We start from the raw sequence: 16,926 nt of genomic DNA on the forward strand, positions 1-16,926 counted from the left end.
GCCGCAACGGCAGCGGTGCACGGCCTCAGCGCAGCAGCGGCTCCAGCGCCGGCCACACGTTGTCGAGGATCAACGGGTGGGCTTCGGCCTTCGGGTGAATGCGGTCGGCCTGGAACAGCTCGGTCGCCTGCGGCCCGTCGGCCACACCTTTGAGCATGAAGGGCACGAGCGCCGTGCCTTCAGCCTTCGCGACGGCCGCGAACAGCGCAAAAAACTCGTCGCTGTACTGGCGCCCGTAGTTCGGCGGCACCTGCATCCCCAGCACCAGCACCTTGGCCCCGGCCGCCTTGGCGCTGCGTGCCATCAGCGCCAGGTTGTCGCGGCTGGTGCCCAGGGGCAGGCCACGCAAGGCGTCGTTGCCGCCAAGTTCGAGCACGACCACGGCGGGCCGGTGTTGCTTCAGCAACTGCGGCAGGCGCGAGCGCCCGCCCGACGTGGTGTCGCCGCTGATGCTGGCGTTGACGACGCGGGCCGCGATCTTCTTCTGCGCCAGGCGCGCTTCGAGCAGCGCGACCCAGCCCGCGCCGCGCGCCAGGCCGTACTCGGCCGACAGGCTGTCGCCCACGACGAGCACGACCTTGCCTGCGGTCGAAGGCGCTGCCGCTGCATTGGCCTGCGCCCGTGAGGGCTGAGGCAGCGCCAGGCTCGCGGCCATGGCGAGCACGCTACAGTGCAGCAGCCATTGCCTGCGCGTGGCCTCGCGCCGCGCGGCGGTCTTCGAAGAAAGCACCACTTCATCCATGTCTGAACCCATCATCGCGGTCGAGCGTGTCACCAAACAAGTGCAAGACTCCACCGGCACCTTGACCATTCTCCATGAGATCGATTTCACCCTGGCGGCGCGGCAATCGGCCGCGATCGTCGGCGCATCGGGCTCGGGCAAGAGCACGCTGCTGTCGATCATCGCCGGGCTCGACACGCCGACCACCGGCACCGTGAAGCTGGCCGGCACCGACCTGTTCACGATCGACGAAGACGCCCGCGCCGCCGTGCGTGCAGCGAAGGTGGGGTTCGTGTTCCAGAGTTTCCAGTTGCTCGGCAACCTGAATGCGCTGGAAAACGTGATGCTGCCGCTCGAACTGCAGGGTCGCCACGACGCCCGCGCGATGGCCACCGAGATGTTGCAGCGTGTGGGCCTCGGCGAGCGCCTGCGCCACTACCCGAAGGTGCTGTCGGGCGGCGAGCAGCAGCGTGTGGCGCTGGCCCGCGCTTTCGTCGTGCAGCCCGCCGTGCTGCTCGCCGACGAGCCGACTGGCAGCCTCGACTTCGCGACCGGCGAAACCGTGATGAGCCTGATGTTCGACCTGAACCGCGAAGCCGGCACCACGCTCGTGCTCGTCACCCATGACCGCGGCATCGCGGCGCGCTGCGACCGCCAACTGCGGATCGAAGCCGGCCGTGTCGACCTGGGTACAGAGCAGCTCTTGTAGAAGCAAAAGAACAAGGGCGCCAACGGCGCCCTTGTAGCAGTAGCGAAGCGCTCGGTTCTCGAAGCGTCAGGCTCTACTGACTGAACTTGTAGTCGGTCTTGGCCTTGGCGCGAATCTCGTCGCGGAAGGCGGTCATCTTCTGCTGTTCCAGGCGCTGCTTGATCTGCGCCTTCACTTCTTCGAGCGGCGGGAAGGTGGCTTCGCGCGTGTCTTCGAGCTTGATGATGTGGTAGCCGAACTGCGTCTTCACCGGCTCTTGTGTCATCTCGCCCTTCTTGAGCTTGACCATGGCCTGCGAGAACTCGGGAACAAAGCCGCCCGGTGCCGCGAAGTCGAGGTCGCCTCCATTGGCGCCCGAGCCGGTGTCCTTCGAGTTCTTCTTGGCCAGGTCTTCGAAATTGCCACCCGCCTTGATCTGCTTGATCAGCGCCGTGGCTTCTTCTTCCTTCTCGACCAGGATGTGGCGTGCGCGGTACTCGGTGCCGCTCGACTGCGCCTTGAACTTGTCGTACTCGGCCTTGATCTCGGCGTCGGTGATCTGGTTCTTCTTCGCCTGGTCGGCCATCAGCGCCTGCATCAGCACGGCCTGGCGCGCCTGTTCCATCTGCTGCTTGTACTCGGCCGAACCGGCCAGGCCGCGCCGCTCGGCTTCTTGCGTGAAGATTTCGTCCATCACGAGCTTGTCGCGCACCCGCACGTCGAGGTCGGGCGGCAACTGCTGGTTCTGCGCCGCAGCCTGGGCCTGGATCTGCTTGATGAACGCGTCGGCGCGCGCCTTGGGCACGGCCTTGCCGTTGACGATGGCGATGTTCTGTGCCTGGGCTGCGAAGGTGGCAGACAGCAGCACGGCGGCGCCGACGGCGAGAAGAGTCTTCTTCATGGTGTGAGCGGTGTGGGGAGGAGAGTTCAGGAGTCGCCAGGCGCGCGGGCGTCGATGGCGAGTGCGTGGATGCCGCGTGGCATCAGCGATGCGAGCGAATCATATACGAGGCGGTGCCGGGCAAGACGTGACAAACCGTTGAAGCGCGCGCTGACGACACGCACGCTGAAATGCCGGCCTTCACGCGCGCCAGCGTGGCCGGCGTGCAGGTGGCTGTCGTCTTGCACGTCGAGCGAAGCCGGCTGCAGCGCCGCGCTCAGTTCGGCTTCGATCTGTGCGGCAGAGACGCTCATCGTGCTCACCTCAGGGTGCCTGGTCGGGCGCCGTGGCGCCTTCGGGTTCGGGCTTGATGTGTCGGCTCAGGTACAGGCCCTGGGCCAGCATGAACACCAGCATCAGGCCGGTCGCGCCGAAGGCCTTGAAGGTGGCCCAGGTCGAGGTCGAAAAACTGTAGGCCACGTACAGGTTGAGCAGGCCCATGAAAGCGAAGAAGCCGATCCAGGCGAAGTTCAGCCGCTGCCACACCGCGGCGGGCAGTTCGAGCTGGTCGCCGATCAGTGACTGCAGCAGGTTCTTGCGGAAGAACGCCTGGCTGATCCAGAAGGTCAGGCCCATCGCCCAGTACAGAACGCTCGGCTTCCACTTGATGAAGGTCGCGTTGTGGAACCAGACGGTCGCGCCGCCCAGCACCACCACGAGCACGAAGGTGATCCACAACATCATGTCGGGCTTCTTGCCACGCGCGAAGATCACCGCGATCTGCGCCAGCGTGGCCACGATCACCACCAGCGTGGCCAGCAACACCGGCGCTTCGTCGGGGCCGACCACGCCGCCGGAGACGATCGCGCCGAAGTGGTCGGTGGCGAAGGTCGCGGCCCAGTCCTTGTGGCCTTCGGCGTACTTGAAGGTGCCGAAAAACAGCAGCAGGGGCAGGAAGTCGAGCAGCAGCTTCATGTTGGTTTTGCGGTTCGCCAGGTCGGGCGCCGGGGCGCCCGGCAGCTCATTTCGGGGCGAAGTCTATCGCGGCCGAATTGATGCAGAAGCGCTCGCCGGTCGGCTCGGGGCCGTCTTCGAACACGTGGCCGAGGTGCGAGCCGCAGTTGTTGCAGCGCACTTCCACACGCACCATGCCGTGGGTCTTGTCGACCACACGTTCGACGACCTCGCTGTTGATCGGCTCGAAATAGCTCGGCCAGCCGCAGCCGGCGTCGAACTTGGTGTCGGACTTGAACAGCGGCGTGCCGCAGCCGACGCAGTTGTAATTGCCGTCGCTCCAGTGGTCCCAGTACTTGCCGGTGAAGGGGCGCTCGGTCGCGGCCTTGCGCGCCACTTCGAACTGCATCGGGTCGAGTTGGGCGCGCCACTCGGCATCGGTCTTCTTGACTTTGTAGTCGCTCATGATGAACAGGACACCTCGATCGTCTGAGCCCATTCGGGCGGGAAGCCGGCGTCGCTTTCGGTCGCCCCGGCCGGAGATTCGTCGAAAGGACGCTGCAGAACTTTCAGCAGGCGGTGGACCTCGGCGAAGTCACCCGCCTGGGCGTTCTTGATCGCAACTTCGGCCAGATGGTTCCGCAGCACGAACTTGGGGTTGATGCGGTTCATCCGCAAGGCCCGCTCGGAATCGCTGCTTGCCTCGATGCGCAGACGTTCCGCGTAGCGAGCGCCCCAGGCGTCGAAGGCTTCGCGGTCGAGGAACAGGTCACGCAGCGCCGTGTTGGGCGCGCCGGGCGTGCTGTCGAACGAAGCGAGGCGGCGAAAAGTGATCGTGAAGTCGGCCTTGTCGGCGGCCATGCGCTTGAGCAGGTCGTCGACCAGCGTCTGGTCATCGGCCGCGCTGGTCTGCAGGCCGAGCTTGGCCGACCAGCGCTGCAGCATCGCCTGCGAATACGCGCTCTTGTAGGTTTCGAGCGCCGCCAGTGCCAGGTCGGAATCACCGATCAGCGGCAGCAAGGCCTGCGCCAGCGCGTGCAGGTTCCAGAAGCCGACGTTCGGCTGGCGCGCCCAGGCGTAACGGCCCTGGTGGTCGGAATGGTTGCAGATGTGGCCCGGGTCGAACGCGTCGAGAAAGCCGAACGGGCCGTAGTCGATCGTGAGCCCGAGGATCGACATGTTGTCGGTGTTCATCACGCCGTGGCAGAAGCCGACCGCTTGCCAGCCGGCCATCAGCTCGGCCGTGCGGCGTGTCACCTGTTCCAGCAGCGCCACGACCGGGTGTGCGGCCTCCAGGCAGCCCGGGCAGTGGTGCTCGATCACGAAGTCGACCAGGCGTTTCAGGTTGCCGTGCTGGTCGTGGTGCGAGAAGTGCTCGAAGTGGCCGAAGCGGATGAAACTCGGCGCCACGCGGGTCAGCACCGCCGCGGTCTCGACCTCTTCGCGCCGCACCTTCAAGGGCGAGCCGGTGACACACAAGGCGCGTGTGGTCGGAATGCCCAGGCCGTGCATCGCTTCGGAGCAAAGGAACTCGCGGATCGACGAGCGCAACACCGCGCGGCCGTCGCCCATGCGCGAATAGGGCGTACGGCCCGCGCCCTTGAGCTGCCATTCCATCGGGCCGTTGGGCGTGGCCATCTCGCCGAGCCAGAGCGCGCGGCCGTCGCCGAGCTGCCCGGCCCACACCCCAAACTGGTGCCCGCTGTAGACGCTGGCCAGCGGGTGCATGCCGGGCCAGAGCCCGTTGCCGCTCAGAACCTGCAGCGCGTTCAGGTCGGCGCGTTGCCACCAGTCGGCCGGCAGGCCGAGCTGTTCGGCGCAGTGCTCGCTGCGCGCCACCCAGTGCGGCTCGGTAAGGTGTTCGGCGGGCAAGGCGGTGAAGAAAGCTGGCCCGAGTTCCAGGAACCGGTTGGGCCACGCCACAGCGTCGCCGGCGGTATGGATCGGGGCGGCTTGAAGGGCAATGCTCATCGGGTCGAGTTTAGCGATCGCTGCGCGGCCCGATCGGGGTGGGGTCTGGCCATCGCAATGCCCCTGTGCGCAACCGGGTCGGAGGCCGGTGTGCTCCCGGCTTGTCGCGGGTGCGACAAGCCTTCGGGGTAGTCCCTGTAACTCCCGGCATCGCGCATCCGTTACCGTTGCGGCGTTCACTTTTTGTCGCAGGAGACACCGCATGAAGTTCAAGACCAGCTTGCTGACCCGCAGCCTTCTCAGCCTCACCGTGGGGGCCGCGTTGGTCGCCTCGGCCGGCTCCGCATTGGCGCAGGCCAAGCCGCTCGCAGGTCAGACTGTCAAGATGATGTGGATCGACCCGCTCACCGGCCTGATGGGCCCGGTCGGCACGAACCAGTACAAGAGCTGGCAGTTCTTCCAGGAGAAGTTCAACGCTTCGAACCCGGCCGGCGTGAAGTTCGACGTGATCGCCGTCGACAACAAGCTCAGCCCGACCGAAAGCCTGAACGCACTGAAGTCGGCGATCGACCAGGGCATCCGCTACGTGATCCAGGGCAATGGCTCGTCGGTGGCGCTCGCGCTGGTCGACGCGATCAACAAGCACAACGAGCGCAACCCCGGCAAAGAAATCATCTTCATGAACGAGGCGGCGGTCGATCCCGATCTGACCAACAGCAAGTGCAGCTTCTGGCATTTCCGCTTCGATGCGGACACCACCATGAAGATGGAGGCGATGACGACCTTCATGAAAGACCAGGCCGACGTCAAGAAGGTCTACCTGTTGAACCAGAACTACTCGCACGGCCAGCAGGTCGCGAAGTACGGCAAGGAATATCTGGCCCGCAAGCGCCCCGACATCCAGATCGTCGGCGAAGACCTGCACCCGCTCGCGCAGGTGCGTGACTTCGCGCCCTACATCGCCAAGATCAAGGCTTCGGGCGCCGACAGCGTGATCACCGGCAACTGGGGCTCCGACCTGGCGCTGCTGGTCAAGGCGGCCAATGAAGGTGGCTACACGGGCAAGTTCTTCACCTACTACACCGGCGTGACCGGCACGCCTTCGGCGCTCGGTGCCAACGGCGCCGGCAAGGTGTTCCAGGTGGCCTATGTGCACTACAACATGGGTGGCCAGATGGACGCCTGGGGCAAGGAATTCAAGGCCAAGAACAACGACGACTTCTACACCGGTTCGATCATCCGCATCTACGAGACGCTGGGTGCCGCCATGCTCAAGGCCAAGTCGACCGACCCGGTGAAGGTGGCCTTCGCCCTCGAAGGCCTGAAGATGAAGAGCGCGTTCGGTGGCGACATCGAGATGCGCAAGAGCGACCACCAACTGCAGCAGACGCTCTACATGACGGTGTGGCAGAAGGCTGACAAGAAGTATCCGTACTCGCCCGAAAACACCGGCATGACGCTGGCGCCGGTCGCCGAGTACGCCCCGTACGTGTCGAGCACCCCGACCAGCTGCCAGATGACGCGGCCTGCCGGCGGCTGACCCAGCCCCTTCCTGAAAGCGCATCGGGCCCGCCGGGGATGACTCGGCGGGCCCTGTTTGTCACCAGACCCGGAACCTGCCCCGCACGATGGAGTTCTTCACGATTTCGATGCTCAACGGCCTGAGCTACGGGCTGTTGTTGTTCATGCTGAGTTCGGGCCTCACGCTCATCTTCAGCATGATGGGGGTGCTGAACTTCGCCCATGCGAGCTTCTACATGGTCGGCGCCTACGTGGGCTTTTCGATCACGCGGCTGACCGGTTTCTGGCCCGGGCTGGTGCTCGCCCCGCTGGTGGTGGCCGCGCTCGGCGCAGCGTTCGAGAAGTACTGCCTGCGCCGCGTTCACAAGTTCGGCCATGTGCCCGAGCTGCTGATCACCTTCGGCCTGTCTTACGTGGTGCTCGAGCTGGTGCAGCTGATCTGGGGCCGCAACGCGGTCGAGTTCCAGCCGCCCGAGGTCTTGCGCGGGCCGCTGTTCACGCTCGTGACCTCGTCGGTCGACGGCATGCGCCTGCTCTGGGGCGCGGCACCTTCTGCGATGTGCTCGAGCGCCGACGCCGCGGTGCGCATCGTCTGCTCGCCGTTCCCGGCGACGCGTGGTTTCATGATGTTCATCGCGCTCGTGATGCTGGTGGCGCTGTGGCTGATGCTCACGCGCACGCGCATCGGTCTGGTGATCCAGAGCGCGCTCACGCACCCTGAAATGGTGGAGGCGCTCGGCCACAACGTGCCGCGTGTGTTCATGCTGGTGTTCGGCGCCGGCGCCGGCCTGGCCGGTCTGGCAGGCGTGATCGGTGGCAGCACCTTCGTGACCGAACCGGCCATGGCCGCCACCGTGGGCTCGGTGATCTTCGTCGTGGTCGTGGTCGGTGGCATGGGTTCTCTGGCCGGGGCCTTCGTCGCTTCGCTGCTGATCGGCGTGTTGCAGACCTTCGCGGTCGCACTCGACTATTCGGTGCTCAGCGCGCTCAAGGGCGTGGGCTTCACGCTTTCGGCGGCTGCGGCCGACAACTCTTTCCTGAAGCTCACGCTGTCTCAGGTGGCGCCGATCCTCCCGTACCTGTTCCTGGTGCTGATCCTGATCTTCAGGCCCAAGGGCCTGATGGGCACGCGCGAGGGCTGACACATGAATAAATCAGCCAGACAATTCGGCGCCCTCGGGCCACGCGACTTCGTCATCTGGGGCGTCTTTGCGCTCGTGCTGCTGGCGGCGCCGAAGGTCTTCACCAGCGGCCTGGCGGTCACGATGCTTTCGCAGATCGGCATCGCCATCGTGGCCTGCCTGTCGTTCAACATGCTGCTGGGGCAGGGCGGCATGCTCAGCTTCGGCCACGCGGTCTACTCGGGCCTGGGCTCGTACGTGGCCATCCACGCGCTCAAGGCGGCCGGTGCGGGCAGTTTCCCGGTGCCGGTGAGCCTGATCCCGCTGGTCGGCGGCGTGGCGGGCCTGGGCTTCGCAGTGCTGTTCGGCTTCGTCACGACCAAGAAGTCGGGCACGACCTTCGCGATGATCACGCTCGGCATCGCCGAGCTGGTGTTCGCGATGTCGCTGATGATCCCCGAGTTCTTCGGTGGCGAAGGTGGCGTGGCCGCGAACCGCGTGGTCGGCAAGAGCACGACCGGCATCACCTTCGGCCCGCAGATTCAGGTGTACTACCTGATCGCGCTCTACACCATCGTCTGCACCGCGCTGATGTACGCCTTCACGCGTACGCCGCTCGGCCGCATGCTCAACGCCGTGCGCGACAACCCCGAGCGGGTCGAGTTCATCGGCTACAACACGCAGCGGGTGCGCTACATCTCGTTCATCATCGCCGGCTTCTTCGCCGGCATCGCGGGTGGCATGTACGCACTCAACTTCGAGATCGCCACCGCCGAAGTCGTGGGCGCGGCACGCTCCGGCGCCTACCTGCTGTTCACCTTTCTCGGCGGCGCGACCTTCTTCTTCGGGCCGATCATCGGCGCGGTGCTGATGATCGTGGCCTTCGTGCTGCTGTCGGAATTCACCAAGGCCTGGCTGCTCTACCTCGGGCTCGTGTTCCTGCTGATGGTGATGTATGCGCCCGGCGGCATCGCCAGCCTGATCATGATGAACCTGCGCGTCTACATGTTCGGCAAGTTGAAGGGCCTGCTCGGCTGGTACGTGCTGCTGGCGCTGACCGGCTTCGCCACGTTCTGCGGCGTGGCCGCGATGATCGAGATGGTCTACCACCTGCAACTCAACGAGGCGATGGGGCCGGTGATGCGCTTCATGGGGGTCAGCCTCGACGCCAAGTCGGTCACCAGCTGGCTCGGCGCACTGGTGTTAAGCGTGGTCGGCTTCGTCTTGTTCGAGCTCGTGCGCAGGCGCTTCGCCGGCCACTGGGGTGAAGTGCAAGGCCAGATCGAAGCGGCGATCCGCGCTCGGGAGGCCGCATGAGCACAGCCCAGTACGCAGTCGAACTGAAGGACCTGCGCAAGTCCTTCGGCAAGACCGAGATCATCCGCGGCACCAACCTGGCCGTGGCCCCCGGTGAACGCGTTGCGATCATCGGGCCGAACGGCGCCGGCAAGTCGACGCTCTTCAACCTCATCAGCGGGCGCTTCGGCGCCACCAGCGGCGAGATTTTGCTGAACGGCGAAAACATCGCCGGCCTGGCGCCCTACGAGATCAGCCGCCGCGGCCTGGCGCGCAGCTTCCAGATCACCAACATCTTCGGGCGCCTGTCGGTGTTCGAGAACCTGCGCTGCGGGGTGCTCTGGTCCATGGGCTACAAGTACGCCTTCTGGAAGTTCCTGGCCGGCCTGCGCGACGCCAACGAACGCGCCGAGCAGCTGATGGAAATGATCAAGCTCGGCCGCAAGCGCGACACGCTGGCGATGAACCTCACCTACGCCGAACAGCGCGCACTCGAGATCGGCGTGACCATCGCCGGCGGTGCCGACGTGGTGCTGCTCGACGAGCCCACTGCCGGCATGAGCAAGAGCGAAACCGCGCGTTTCATCGAGCTGATCCGCGAAGTCACGGTCGGCAAGACGCTGCTCACCGTCGAGCACGACATGGGTGTGGTCTTCGGCCTGGCCGACAAGATCGCGGTGCTCGTCTACGGCGAGGTGATCGCCTTCGACGTGCCCGATGCGGTGCGCGCCAACGCGCGCGTGCAAGAGGCTTACCTCGGCTCGGTGCTGGCCGATCAACAGGCGGCGGAGGCCGGGCACTGAGCCCGGGTCGAAAGATGCTTCAAATCAGCGGGTTGCACGCCTACTACGGCAAGAGCCACATCCTTCACGGCGTCGACATGAAGGTCGGCGAAGGCGAGATCGTGGCGCTGCTCGGGCGCAACGGCTCGGGCCGTTCGACCACCGTCAAGTCGATCATGGGGTTGGTCACGGGCGAAGGCTCGGTCAAGTTCCGCGACCAGGAAATCCTTGGCCAGCACACCTTCGACATCGCGCACCGCGGCATCGGCTACGTGCCCGAGAACCGCGACATCTTCCCCAAGCTCACGGTGCACCAGAACCTGCAGCTCGGTGAAAAGCGCGGCAAGAAGAAGCCGCGCTGGTCGTTCGACGACATGTACCGCATGTTCCCGCGCCTCAAGGAGCGCGAGCACACCGAAGCCGGCGTGCTCTCGGGCGGCGAACAGCAGATGCTCACGCTGTGCCGCACCCTGATGGGCGACCCCGATCTGATCATGATCGACGAGCCCACCGAGGGCCTGGCACCGAAGATCGTGGAGCTCGTCGCCGAATACCTGAAGACGCTGAAGGAGCGCGGCGTGTCGGTGCTGCTGGTGGAACAGAAGCTCACGATCGCGCTGCAGATTTCCGAGCGTTGTTACGTGATGGGCCACGGCAGCATTGTTTTCGAGGGCACGCCTGCCGCCTTGCGCGCAGACGCCTATATTCGGAAAGAGTGGCTCGAAGTCTGAGCCCACGCACCACCGACACCCAGGGCGTTGTCGCGGTCGGGACAGCGCCCTTTTTTCGTCGCAGCCTAGAATCGAACGATCGTTCTTTTTTGTGATTCGGCAGACCTTTTCCGGAGAAAACGCATGAGCGCCACCTACGAGATTCGCGGCAACGTCGCCGTCATCACGATGAACAACCCGCCGGTCAACGGCCTGGGCCACGAAACGCGCCTCGGCATCACGACCGGCCTCGAGCGCGCGCTGGCCGATGCGGCCGTGAAGGCGATCGTGATCACCGGCGCCGGCAAGGCGTTTTCGGGCGGCGCCGACATCCGCGAGTTCGGTTCGCCGAAAGCGCTGGCCGAGCCCAACCTGATCAGCGTGATCCTGGCGCTCGAAGCGAGCACCAAGCCGATCGTCGCCGCCGTGCACAGCGTGGCGATGGGTGGTGGGCTGGAGCTGGCCCTCGGCTGCCATTACCGCGTGGCATCGCCCGGCACGCTGGTCGCGCTGCCCGAAGTGAAGATCGGCCTGATCCCCGGGGCCGGCGGCACGCAGCGCCTGCCGCGTGTGCTGGGCGTCGAGAACGCGATGAACATGATCGTCAGCGGCGAGCCGGTGAAGAGCGAGATGCTGGCCATGGCGCCGGGCCAGAAGCTGTTCCAGAAGATCATCGAAGGCGACCTGATGGCCGGTGCGCTGGCCTACGCCGCCGAGGTGGCCGACGCGCGCCCGCTGCCGCTGGTGCGCGACCTGAAGGTCAGCCACCCGAGCGCCGATGCCTACGTGCAGTTCGTGAAGAACATGGTCGGCGGCATGTCGAAGAACTTCCCGGCGCCGCTGAAGTGCGTGGAAGCGGTCGCCGGTTCGCTCAAGCTGAAGTTCGACGACGGCATGAAGCTTGAACGCGAGCTCTTCCTCGGCCTGATGGTCACGCCGGAGTGCAAGGCGCTGCGCCATGCCTTCATGGCCGAACGTGCCACGACCAAGATCCCCGACGTGCCGGCCGACACGCCCGTGCGTGAGGTGAAGAAGCTCGCCGTGATCGGCGCCGGCACCATGGGTGGCGGCATCGCGATGAACTTCCTGAACGCCGGCGTGCCGGTCGTGATGCTCGAGATGAAGCAGGAAGCGCTCGACAAGGGCGTGGGCATCATCAAGAAGAACTACGAAGCCCAGGTCAAGAAAGGCAAGCTCAAACAAGACAAGCTCGACGCCCGCATGGCGCTGCTGAGCACCACGCTGAACTACGCCGACCTGAAAGACGCCGACATGGTGATCGAGGCGGTGTTCGAAGACATGGCCGTGAAAGAAAAGGTCTTCAAGACGCTCGACGAGGTCATGAAGCCCGGCGCCATTCTCGCCAGCAACACGAGCACGCTCGACGTCGACAAGATTGCAGCCTTCACCAAGCGCCCGCAAGACGTGATCGGCACGCACTTCTTCAGCCCCGCCAACGTGATGAAGCTGCTCGAGGTGGTGCGTGGCAAGGCCACCGCCAAAGACGTGCTCGCCACCGTGATGGCCCTGGGCAAGAAGATCAAGAAGACCTGCGTGGTCTCGGGCGTGTGCGACGGCTTCATCGGCAACCGCATGATCGAGCAGTACTCGCGCCAGGCTGGCTTCCTGCTCGAAGAAGGCTGCACGCCGGCGCAGGTCGACAAGGCGATGGAAAAATTCGGCATGGCGATGGGCCCGTTCCGCATGGGCGACCTGGCCGGCAACGACGTGGGCTGGTTCATCCGCAAGCGCCGTTACCTCGAAAAACCCAACATGCGTTACAGCAAGACCGCCGACTTGCTGTGCGAGCTGGGCCGCTTCGGCCAGAAGACCGGCGCCGGCTGGTACGACTACGTGCCGGGCAAGCGCGATGCGATCCCGAGCAAGGTGGTCACCGACATGATCGAGAAGCACCGTGCTGACCTGGGCATCACGCCGCGCAAGATCGGCGACGAAGAGATCGTTCACCGCCTCGTGTTCGCGCTCGTCAACGAAGGTGCCAAGATCGTCGAAGAAGGCATCGCGATGCGCGCCTCTGACATCGACATGGTCTACCTCACCGGCTACGGCTTCCCGCTGCACCGCGGCGGGCCGATGAACTACGCCGACACGGTCGGCCTGTTCAACGTGGTCGGCGCCATGAAACGTTTCGCCGCCAACCCGCTCGACGACGCTTCTTTCTGGCAGCCGGCGCCGCTGCTGGCCAAGCTGGCCGCCGAAGGCAAGTCGTTCAGCTGAACGAAGCGCCGCTGTGCTCAAGCGTGCATTGATCGGGTTGTTCGCGCTGGTCGGGGTGCTGGTGCTGGCCGTGGCCATCAACACCTGGCGCCAGGGCTCGCGCCAGGTCGACGTGCCGGCGCTCGCACCGATCGCGGTCGACGAAAAAGCCGCCGGCGAGTCGCTGGCGGCAGCGGTGCGGGCCAAGACGATTTCGTCGGCCACCGATGCCACGCTCAATGCCGACCAGTTCGAGGCGCTTCACGCCCACCTGCAGGCGCGTTATCCGAAGCTGCACGCCACCCTGAAGCGCGAAGTGGTGGCGGGCCTGAGCCTGCTCTACACCTGGCCCGGCAGCGACCCGGCCGCCAAGCCGATCCTGCTGATGGCGCACCAGGACGTGGTGCCCGTCGCGCCCGGCACCGAAGCCGACTGGCAGGCCGAGCCTTTCGCCGGCACGATCCGCGACGGCTTCGTGTGGGGCCGCGGCGCCTGGGACGACAAGGCCAACCTCGTCTCGCAGATGGAAGCCATCGAGATGCTGGTCGCTTCCGGCTTCAAGCCCAAGCGCACGGTCTACCTCGCCTTCGGCGCCGACGAAGAAGTGGGTGGCCTGCGGGGTGCCAAGGCCACCGCCCAGCTGCTGGCCGAGCGCCAGGTCAAGCTCGACTTTGTCATCGACGAAGGCCTGCTCATCACCGAAGGCGTGCTGCCGGGCCTGAAGGCGCCGGCTGCGATCGTCGGCATTGCAGAGAAGGGCTACATGTCGGTGGCGCTCGGCGTGCCGGCCACGCCCGGGCATTCTTCGATGCCGCCGGCGCGTGGCACGAGTGCCATCGCCGTGATGAGCGCGGCGCTGAGCCGGCTCGAAGACAACCAGTTCCCGGCCCGCATTCAGGGTGTGGCGCGCGAGATGTTCGAGACCGTGGCGCCCGAGATGAGCGGCTTCTCTCGCGTGGCGCTGTCGAACCTGTGGCTGTTCGGCCCCATCGTGCGCAAGCAGCTCGAAGCCGGCGCCAGCACCAACGCCATGATGCACACCACGACCGCCCTGACGATCGTGAACGCGGGCAACAAGGAAAACGTGCTGCCCGGACGCGCCGAGGCCACCGTGAACTTTCGGCTGCTGCCGGGCGACAGCCGCGAGAGCGTGATGGCGCACGTGAAGCAGACGGTCGCGAACGACAAGGTCGAAGTGAAGATGCTGTCGGGCGCGACCGAGCCGTCGAAAGTGGCGCCCACCGACAGTGCTTCGTACCGCCTGGTCGAACGCACGGTGCGCGAGCTGTTCCCGGGCACGATCGTGGCACCGGGGCTGATGATCGGCGGCACCGATTCGCAGCACTACGAGATCGTGGCCGACCACATCTACAAGTTCTCGCCGGTGCGCGCCAAGGCCGAAGACCTGCCACGCTTTCACGGCACCAACGAGCGCATCACCACCGCCAACCTGGCCGAGCTGATCCGCTTCTATCACCGGCTGGTCTCGCAGGCCACTTCTTGACATTGCACGCCCCACCCATTGCAGGAGTCTCGCCATGAACGACCGCGCCACCTTTACGCGCATGGAAGCCAGTACCCAGGCCGACTGGCAGAAGATCGGCGGTGAATTCATGCCGTTCGCGAGCCGGCTGCCCGACCGCCTGATGGCGCACCTGAAAGTGCTCGAAGGCGACTACGGCGGTTTCCCGATCGACCGCTACACCCACTCGCTGCAGACCGCCACCAACGCGCTGCGCGCCGGCCGCGACGAAGAGTACGTGGTGTGCGCGCTGTTCCACGACATCGGCGACACGCTCGGCACCTACAACCACTTCGACATCGCCGCGGCGATCCTCAAGCCCTTCGTGAGCGAAGAGAACCTCTGGATGGTGCAGAACCACGGCATCTTCCAGGGCTACTACTTCTTCCACCACATCGGGCTCGACCGCAACCTGCGTGACCAGTTCAAGGGCCACGCGCACTTCGACCGCACGGCCGAGTTCTGCGACCTCTACGACAACCCGGCCTTCGACGCGAAGGCCGAGACGCTGCCGATGAGCGAGTTCGAGCCGATGGTGCGGCGTGTGTTCGCGCAGCCGAAGAACAGCATCTACAAGGCTTCCACCGCCGTTTCGGGCGCGGCGGCCACCACCGTTTGACTGACAGGAGAAAAAGCATGACCAGCGCCGTGATCGTTTCCACCGCCCGCACACCGCTCGCCAAGAGCTGGAAGGGCGCTTTCAACATGACACACGGCGCCACGCTGGGTGGCTTTGCCGTGAAGGCCGCGGTCGAGCGCGCCGGCATCGAAGCCGCCGAGGTCGACGACGTGATCATGGGCTGCGCCACGCCCGAGGGTGCCACCGGCAGCAACATCGCACGCCAGATCGCGTTGCGCGCCGGCCTGCCCATCACCACCAGCGGCATGACCGTGAACCGCTTCTGCTCGAGCGGCTTGCAGACCATCGCGATGGCCGCTCAGCGCATCATCGCCGGCGAGTCCGACGTGCTCGTGGCCGGTGGTGTCGAGAGCATCTCGTGCGTGCAGAACGAAGCCAACCGCCACATGGGCGCCGACCCGTGGCTCGTGGAGCACAAACCCGAGATCTACTGGAACATGCTGCAGACGGCCGAGCAGGTCGCCAAGCGCTACAAGATCTCGCGCCAGCGCATGGACGAGTACGGCGCCGGCAGCCAGCAGAAAGCCGCGGCCGCGCTCGAAGCCGGCAAGTTCGCCGACGAGATCGTGGCCTGCACCGTGATGGCCGGCGTGGCCGACGCGCAGCTCGGCCTGCGCTCGAAAGAAGTCACGATCAAGAACGACGAAGGCATCCGCGCCGGCACCACGTACGACGGCATTAAAGACCTGCGCTCCGCGCTGCCCGGCGGCCTGATCTCGGCCGGCAACGCCAGCCAGTTCAGCGACGGCGGCGGCGCCTGCGTGCTGATGAACGAATCGCTCGCGTCCAAGCGCAACCTGAAGCCGCTCGGCCGCTTCCTCGGCTTCGCCGTGGCCGGCTGCGAGCCCGACGAGATGGGCATCGGCCCGGTGTTCGCCGTGCCCAAGGTGCTGAAGAAGCTCGGCCTGACGGTCGCCGACATCGACCTCTGGGAATTGAACGAAGCCTTCGCCGTGCAGGTGCTGTACTGCGCCGACACGCTGGGCATTCCGATGGACAAGCTCAACGTGAACGGCGGCGCCATCGCGGTCGGTCACCCTTACGGCGTGAGCGGCCAGCGTTTGACCGGCCACGCGCTGATCGAAGGCAAGCGCCGCGGCGCGAAGAAGGTCGTGGTCACGATGTGCATCGGCGGTGGCATGGGTGCCGCGGGCGTGTTCGAAGTTCTGTGAGGTGACGGCGCAAGGGCAGGGTCATGCCGCGATGGTTCGCCAACTTGTCGGCGCTTGCCCTGCTGGTGGGCGCGATCGCTGCCGAGTCGCGCGCGCAGGTGCCCCCGCCGGTGCGGTTTCTCGAGCCTGTTTGGGGAGCGCCGGCACACTGCGCGGCGAAGCTCGAGCAGGTCAACCGCGGCGCCGGCCAGCCCCGGCCCGAAGACCTGCTGGCCGTGGGCCAGATGCTCGAGTCCGGCGAGTGCGTGCTGCGCAACGACGCGCGGGCTGCGCAGTTCTACGGCCAGGCCGCGCGGAGCGGCAACGCCGCCGCGGCACGCCGCCTCGCCTTGCTGTTCGGTGCGGGCCGCGGTGTGCCTCAGAGTTACGCGAACGCCGGTGCCTGGCTGGCGGGCAAGGGCGCGAGCGACGAGCGCATCGAGCCCTGGGACTACTCCATCGGCCTGGCCTACACGCTGATCGCTGCGTCGCTCGAACAACTGCGCTACCCGCAAGAAGAATGGCCGGCAGGCCTGGCGCTGAGCCTGGCCATCGAGGCCGATACGCAGCGCCCCGGCAAGATCGGCTGGCGCTTCACCGGCGAGCCTGCCGCCAAGACCGAAGGGTTGGCGCGCCCCATCGATCGCGCGATCGACGCAGCCGTGGCGCAGGCGCTGCTGCGCATGGCGCCTGCCGACCCGCGCTATCGCGTGGCCGCGCGGGTCACGCTGCCGATCACGGTGCAGCACGAAACGGGCGCGCGCTTCGTGGTGACAGAGCATGACGCATTGCTGCGCTGAGCGGCGCGGCCG

17 protein-coding genes are annotated in these 16,926 nt (G+C 65.9%); 11 read left to right on the forward strand and 6 right to left on the reverse strand.

Going from position 1 to position 16,926, the window contains the following annotated elements; translation table 11 throughout:
• Positions 1-25: 25 nt before the first annotated feature.
• Positions 26-655, reverse strand: coding sequence for an arylesterase (locus AC30PD_RS12360; RefSeq protein ID WP_489536332.1), 630 nt, complete (start codon positions 653-655; stop codon positions 26-28).
• 85 nt (positions 656-740) lie between these two features.
• Between AC30PD_RS12360 and AC30PD_RS12365 the strand changes: the two genes are divergently transcribed.
• Complete coding sequence (locus AC30PD_RS12365; RefSeq protein WP_489535957.1) at positions 741-1,430, forward strand: ABC transporter ATP-binding protein; 690 nt, start codon at positions 741-743, stop codon at positions 1,428-1,430.
• Positions 1,431-1,503: 73 nt separating this feature from the next.
• On the opposite strand, the gene AC30PD_RS12370 is transcribed toward AC30PD_RS12365, so the two are convergent.
• Genes AC30PD_RS12370 through AC30PD_RS12390 form a run of 5 tightly spaced genes read right to left on the reverse strand, consistent with a single transcriptional unit; the run spans position 1,504 to position 5,214 of the window.
• Complete coding sequence (locus AC30PD_RS12370) at positions 1,504-2,310, reverse strand: foldase protein PrsA (RefSeq protein WP_489535958.1); 807 nt, start codon at positions 2,308-2,310, stop codon at positions 1,504-1,506.
• A gap of 26 nt (positions 2,311-2,336) precedes the next feature.
• Positions 2,337-2,603 carry a BolA family protein gene (locus AC30PD_RS12375; protein WP_489535959.1) on the reverse strand — a complete coding sequence of 89 codons (267 nt, stop codon included), beginning with the start codon at positions 2,601-2,603 and terminating at the stop codon, positions 2,337-2,339.
• Positions 2,604-2,613: 10 nt separating this feature from the next.
• Positions 2,614-3,264, reverse strand: a complete 651-nt coding sequence (locus AC30PD_RS12380) for a septation protein A (RefSeq protein ID WP_489535960.1) — start codon at positions 3,262-3,264, stop codon at positions 2,614-2,616.
• A 46-nt stretch (positions 3,265-3,310) separates the two neighbouring features.
• Complete coding sequence (gene msrB, locus AC30PD_RS12385) at positions 3,311-3,709, reverse strand: peptide-methionine (R)-S-oxide reductase MsrB (RefSeq protein ID WP_489535961.1); 399 nt, start codon at positions 3,707-3,709, stop codon at positions 3,311-3,313.
• Positions 3,706-5,214 carry a protein adenylyltransferase SelO gene (locus AC30PD_RS12390; protein ID WP_489535962.1) on the reverse strand — a complete coding sequence of 503 codons (1,509 nt, stop codon included), beginning with the start codon at positions 5,212-5,214 and terminating at the stop codon, positions 3,706-3,708. Before AC30PD_RS12390 ends, msrB begins: the two co-directional genes overlap by 4 nt.
• Positions 5,215-5,416: 202 nt before the next feature.
• Here AC30PD_RS12390 and AC30PD_RS12395 point away from each other — a divergent pair, with 202 nt between their 5' ends.
• The 10 genes from AC30PD_RS12395 to AC30PD_RS12440 all read left to right on the forward strand — a co-directional run bounded on the left by AC30PD_RS12395 (position 5,417) and on the right by AC30PD_RS12440 (position 16,914).
• Positions 5,417-6,694 (forward strand): branched-chain amino acid ABC transporter substrate-binding protein, encoded by a 1,278-nt coding sequence (locus AC30PD_RS12395; protein ID WP_489535963.1) that lies wholly within the window; start codon positions 5,417-5,419, stop codon positions 6,692-6,694.
• An 88-nt stretch (positions 6,695-6,782) separates the two neighbouring features.
• A complete protein-coding gene (locus tag AC30PD_RS12400; protein ID WP_489535964.1) occupies positions 6,783-7,817 on the forward strand; it encodes a branched-chain amino acid ABC transporter permease in 1,035 nt (344 codons plus the stop codon).
• A 3-nt stretch (positions 7,818-7,820) separates the two neighbouring features.
• Complete coding sequence (locus AC30PD_RS12405) at positions 7,821-9,113, forward strand: branched-chain amino acid ABC transporter permease (protein ID WP_489535965.1); 1,293 nt, start codon at positions 7,821-7,823, stop codon at positions 9,111-9,113.
• Positions 9,110-9,895 (forward strand): ABC transporter ATP-binding protein, encoded by a 786-nt coding sequence (locus tag AC30PD_RS12410; RefSeq protein ID WP_489535966.1) that lies wholly within the window; start codon positions 9,110-9,112, stop codon positions 9,893-9,895. The genes AC30PD_RS12405 and AC30PD_RS12410 overlap by 4 nt, the downstream gene beginning before the upstream one ends.
• 14 nt (positions 9,896-9,909) lie before the next feature.
• Positions 9,910-10,605, forward strand: coding sequence for an ABC transporter ATP-binding protein (locus AC30PD_RS12415; protein ID WP_489535967.1), 696 nt, complete (start codon positions 9,910-9,912; stop codon positions 10,603-10,605).
• 123 nt (positions 10,606-10,728) lie between these two features.
• Entirely contained in the window at positions 10,729-12,822 is a 2,094-nt protein-coding gene (locus AC30PD_RS12420; protein WP_489535968.1) for a 3-hydroxyacyl-CoA dehydrogenase NAD-binding domain-containing protein, read from the forward strand.
• 13 nt (positions 12,823-12,835) lie between these two features.
• Complete coding sequence (locus tag AC30PD_RS12425) at positions 12,836-14,305, forward strand: M20 family peptidase (protein WP_489535969.1); 1,470 nt, start codon at positions 12,836-12,838, stop codon at positions 14,303-14,305.
• 34 nt (positions 14,306-14,339) lie between these two features.
• Positions 14,340-14,942, forward strand: coding sequence for an HD domain-containing protein (locus AC30PD_RS12430; RefSeq protein ID WP_489535970.1), 603 nt, complete (start codon positions 14,340-14,342; stop codon positions 14,940-14,942).
• Between the two features lie 17 nt (positions 14,943-14,959).
• On the forward strand, positions 14,960-16,135 hold the full coding sequence (locus tag AC30PD_RS12435; protein ID WP_489535971.1) for an acetyl-CoA C-acyltransferase: 1,176 nt from the start codon (positions 14,960-14,962) through the stop codon (positions 16,133-16,135).
• A gap of 23 nt (positions 16,136-16,158) precedes the next feature.
• The gene (locus AC30PD_RS12440) at positions 16,159-16,914 is read left to right on the forward strand and encodes a hypothetical protein (RefSeq protein ID WP_489535972.1); all 756 of its coding nucleotides are present in this window, start codon (positions 16,159-16,161) and stop codon (positions 16,912-16,914) included.
• The last annotated feature ends 12 nt before the right edge of the window (positions 16,915-16,926 follow it).

The organism is Rhizobacter sp., from assembly GCF_032229685.1.
GTDB lineage: Bacteria > Pseudomonadota > Gammaproteobacteria > Burkholderiales > Burkholderiaceae_C > LMDS01.

Excerpts from the sequence above, each read along its gene's own strand:
- msrB (WP_489535961.1), bottom strand. The coding sequence starts at position 3,709 with ATGAGCGACTACAAAGTCAAGAAGACCGATGCCGAGTGGCGCGCCCAA.
- AC30PD_RS12370 (WP_489535958.1), bottom strand. The coding sequence starts at position 2,310 with ATGAAGAAGACTCTTCTCGCCGTCGGCGCCGCCGTGCTGCTGTCTGCC.
- AC30PD_RS12410 (WP_489535966.1), top strand. The coding sequence starts at position 9,110 with ATGAGCACAGCCCAGTACGCAGTCGAACTGAAGGACCTGCGCAAGTCC.
- AC30PD_RS12380 (WP_489535960.1), bottom strand. The coding sequence starts at position 3,264 with ATGAAGCTGCTGCTCGACTTCCTGCCCCTGCTGCTGTTTTTCGGCACC.
- AC30PD_RS12375 (WP_489535959.1), bottom strand. The coding sequence starts at position 2,603 with ATGAGCGTCTCTGCCGCACAGATCGAAGCCGAACTGAGCGCGGCGCTG.
- AC30PD_RS12365 (WP_489535957.1), top strand. The coding sequence starts at position 741 with ATGTCTGAACCCATCATCGCGGTCGAGCGTGTCACCAAACAAGTGCAA.
- AC30PD_RS12415 (WP_489535967.1), top strand. The coding sequence starts at position 9,910 with ATGCTTCAAATCAGCGGGTTGCACGCCTACTACGGCAAGAGCCACATC.
- AC30PD_RS12395 (WP_489535963.1), top strand. The coding sequence starts at position 5,417 with ATGAAGTTCAAGACCAGCTTGCTGACCCGCAGCCTTCTCAGCCTCACC.
- AC30PD_RS12420 (WP_489535968.1), top strand. The coding sequence starts at position 10,729 with ATGAGCGCCACCTACGAGATTCGCGGCAACGTCGCCGTCATCACGATG.
- AC30PD_RS12405 (WP_489535965.1), top strand. The coding sequence starts at position 7,821 with ATGAATAAATCAGCCAGACAATTCGGCGCCCTCGGGCCACGCGACTTC.
- AC30PD_RS12390 (WP_489535962.1), bottom strand. The coding sequence starts at position 5,214 with ATGAGCATTGCCCTTCAAGCCGCCCCGATCCATACCGCCGGCGACGCT.
- AC30PD_RS12430 (WP_489535970.1), top strand. The coding sequence starts at position 14,340 with ATGAACGACCGCGCCACCTTTACGCGCATGGAAGCCAGTACCCAGGCC.
- AC30PD_RS12360 (WP_489536332.1), bottom strand. The coding sequence starts at position 655 with ATGGCCGCGAGCCTGGCGCTGCCTCAGCCCTCACGGGCGCAGGCCAAT.
- AC30PD_RS12400 (WP_489535964.1), top strand. The coding sequence starts at position 6,783 with ATGGAGTTCTTCACGATTTCGATGCTCAACGGCCTGAGCTACGGGCTG.
- AC30PD_RS12440 (WP_489535972.1), top strand. The coding sequence starts at position 16,159 with ATGCCGCGATGGTTCGCCAACTTGTCGGCGCTTGCCCTGCTGGTGGGC.
- AC30PD_RS12435 (WP_489535971.1), top strand. The coding sequence starts at position 14,960 with ATGACCAGCGCCGTGATCGTTTCCACCGCCCGCACACCGCTCGCCAAG.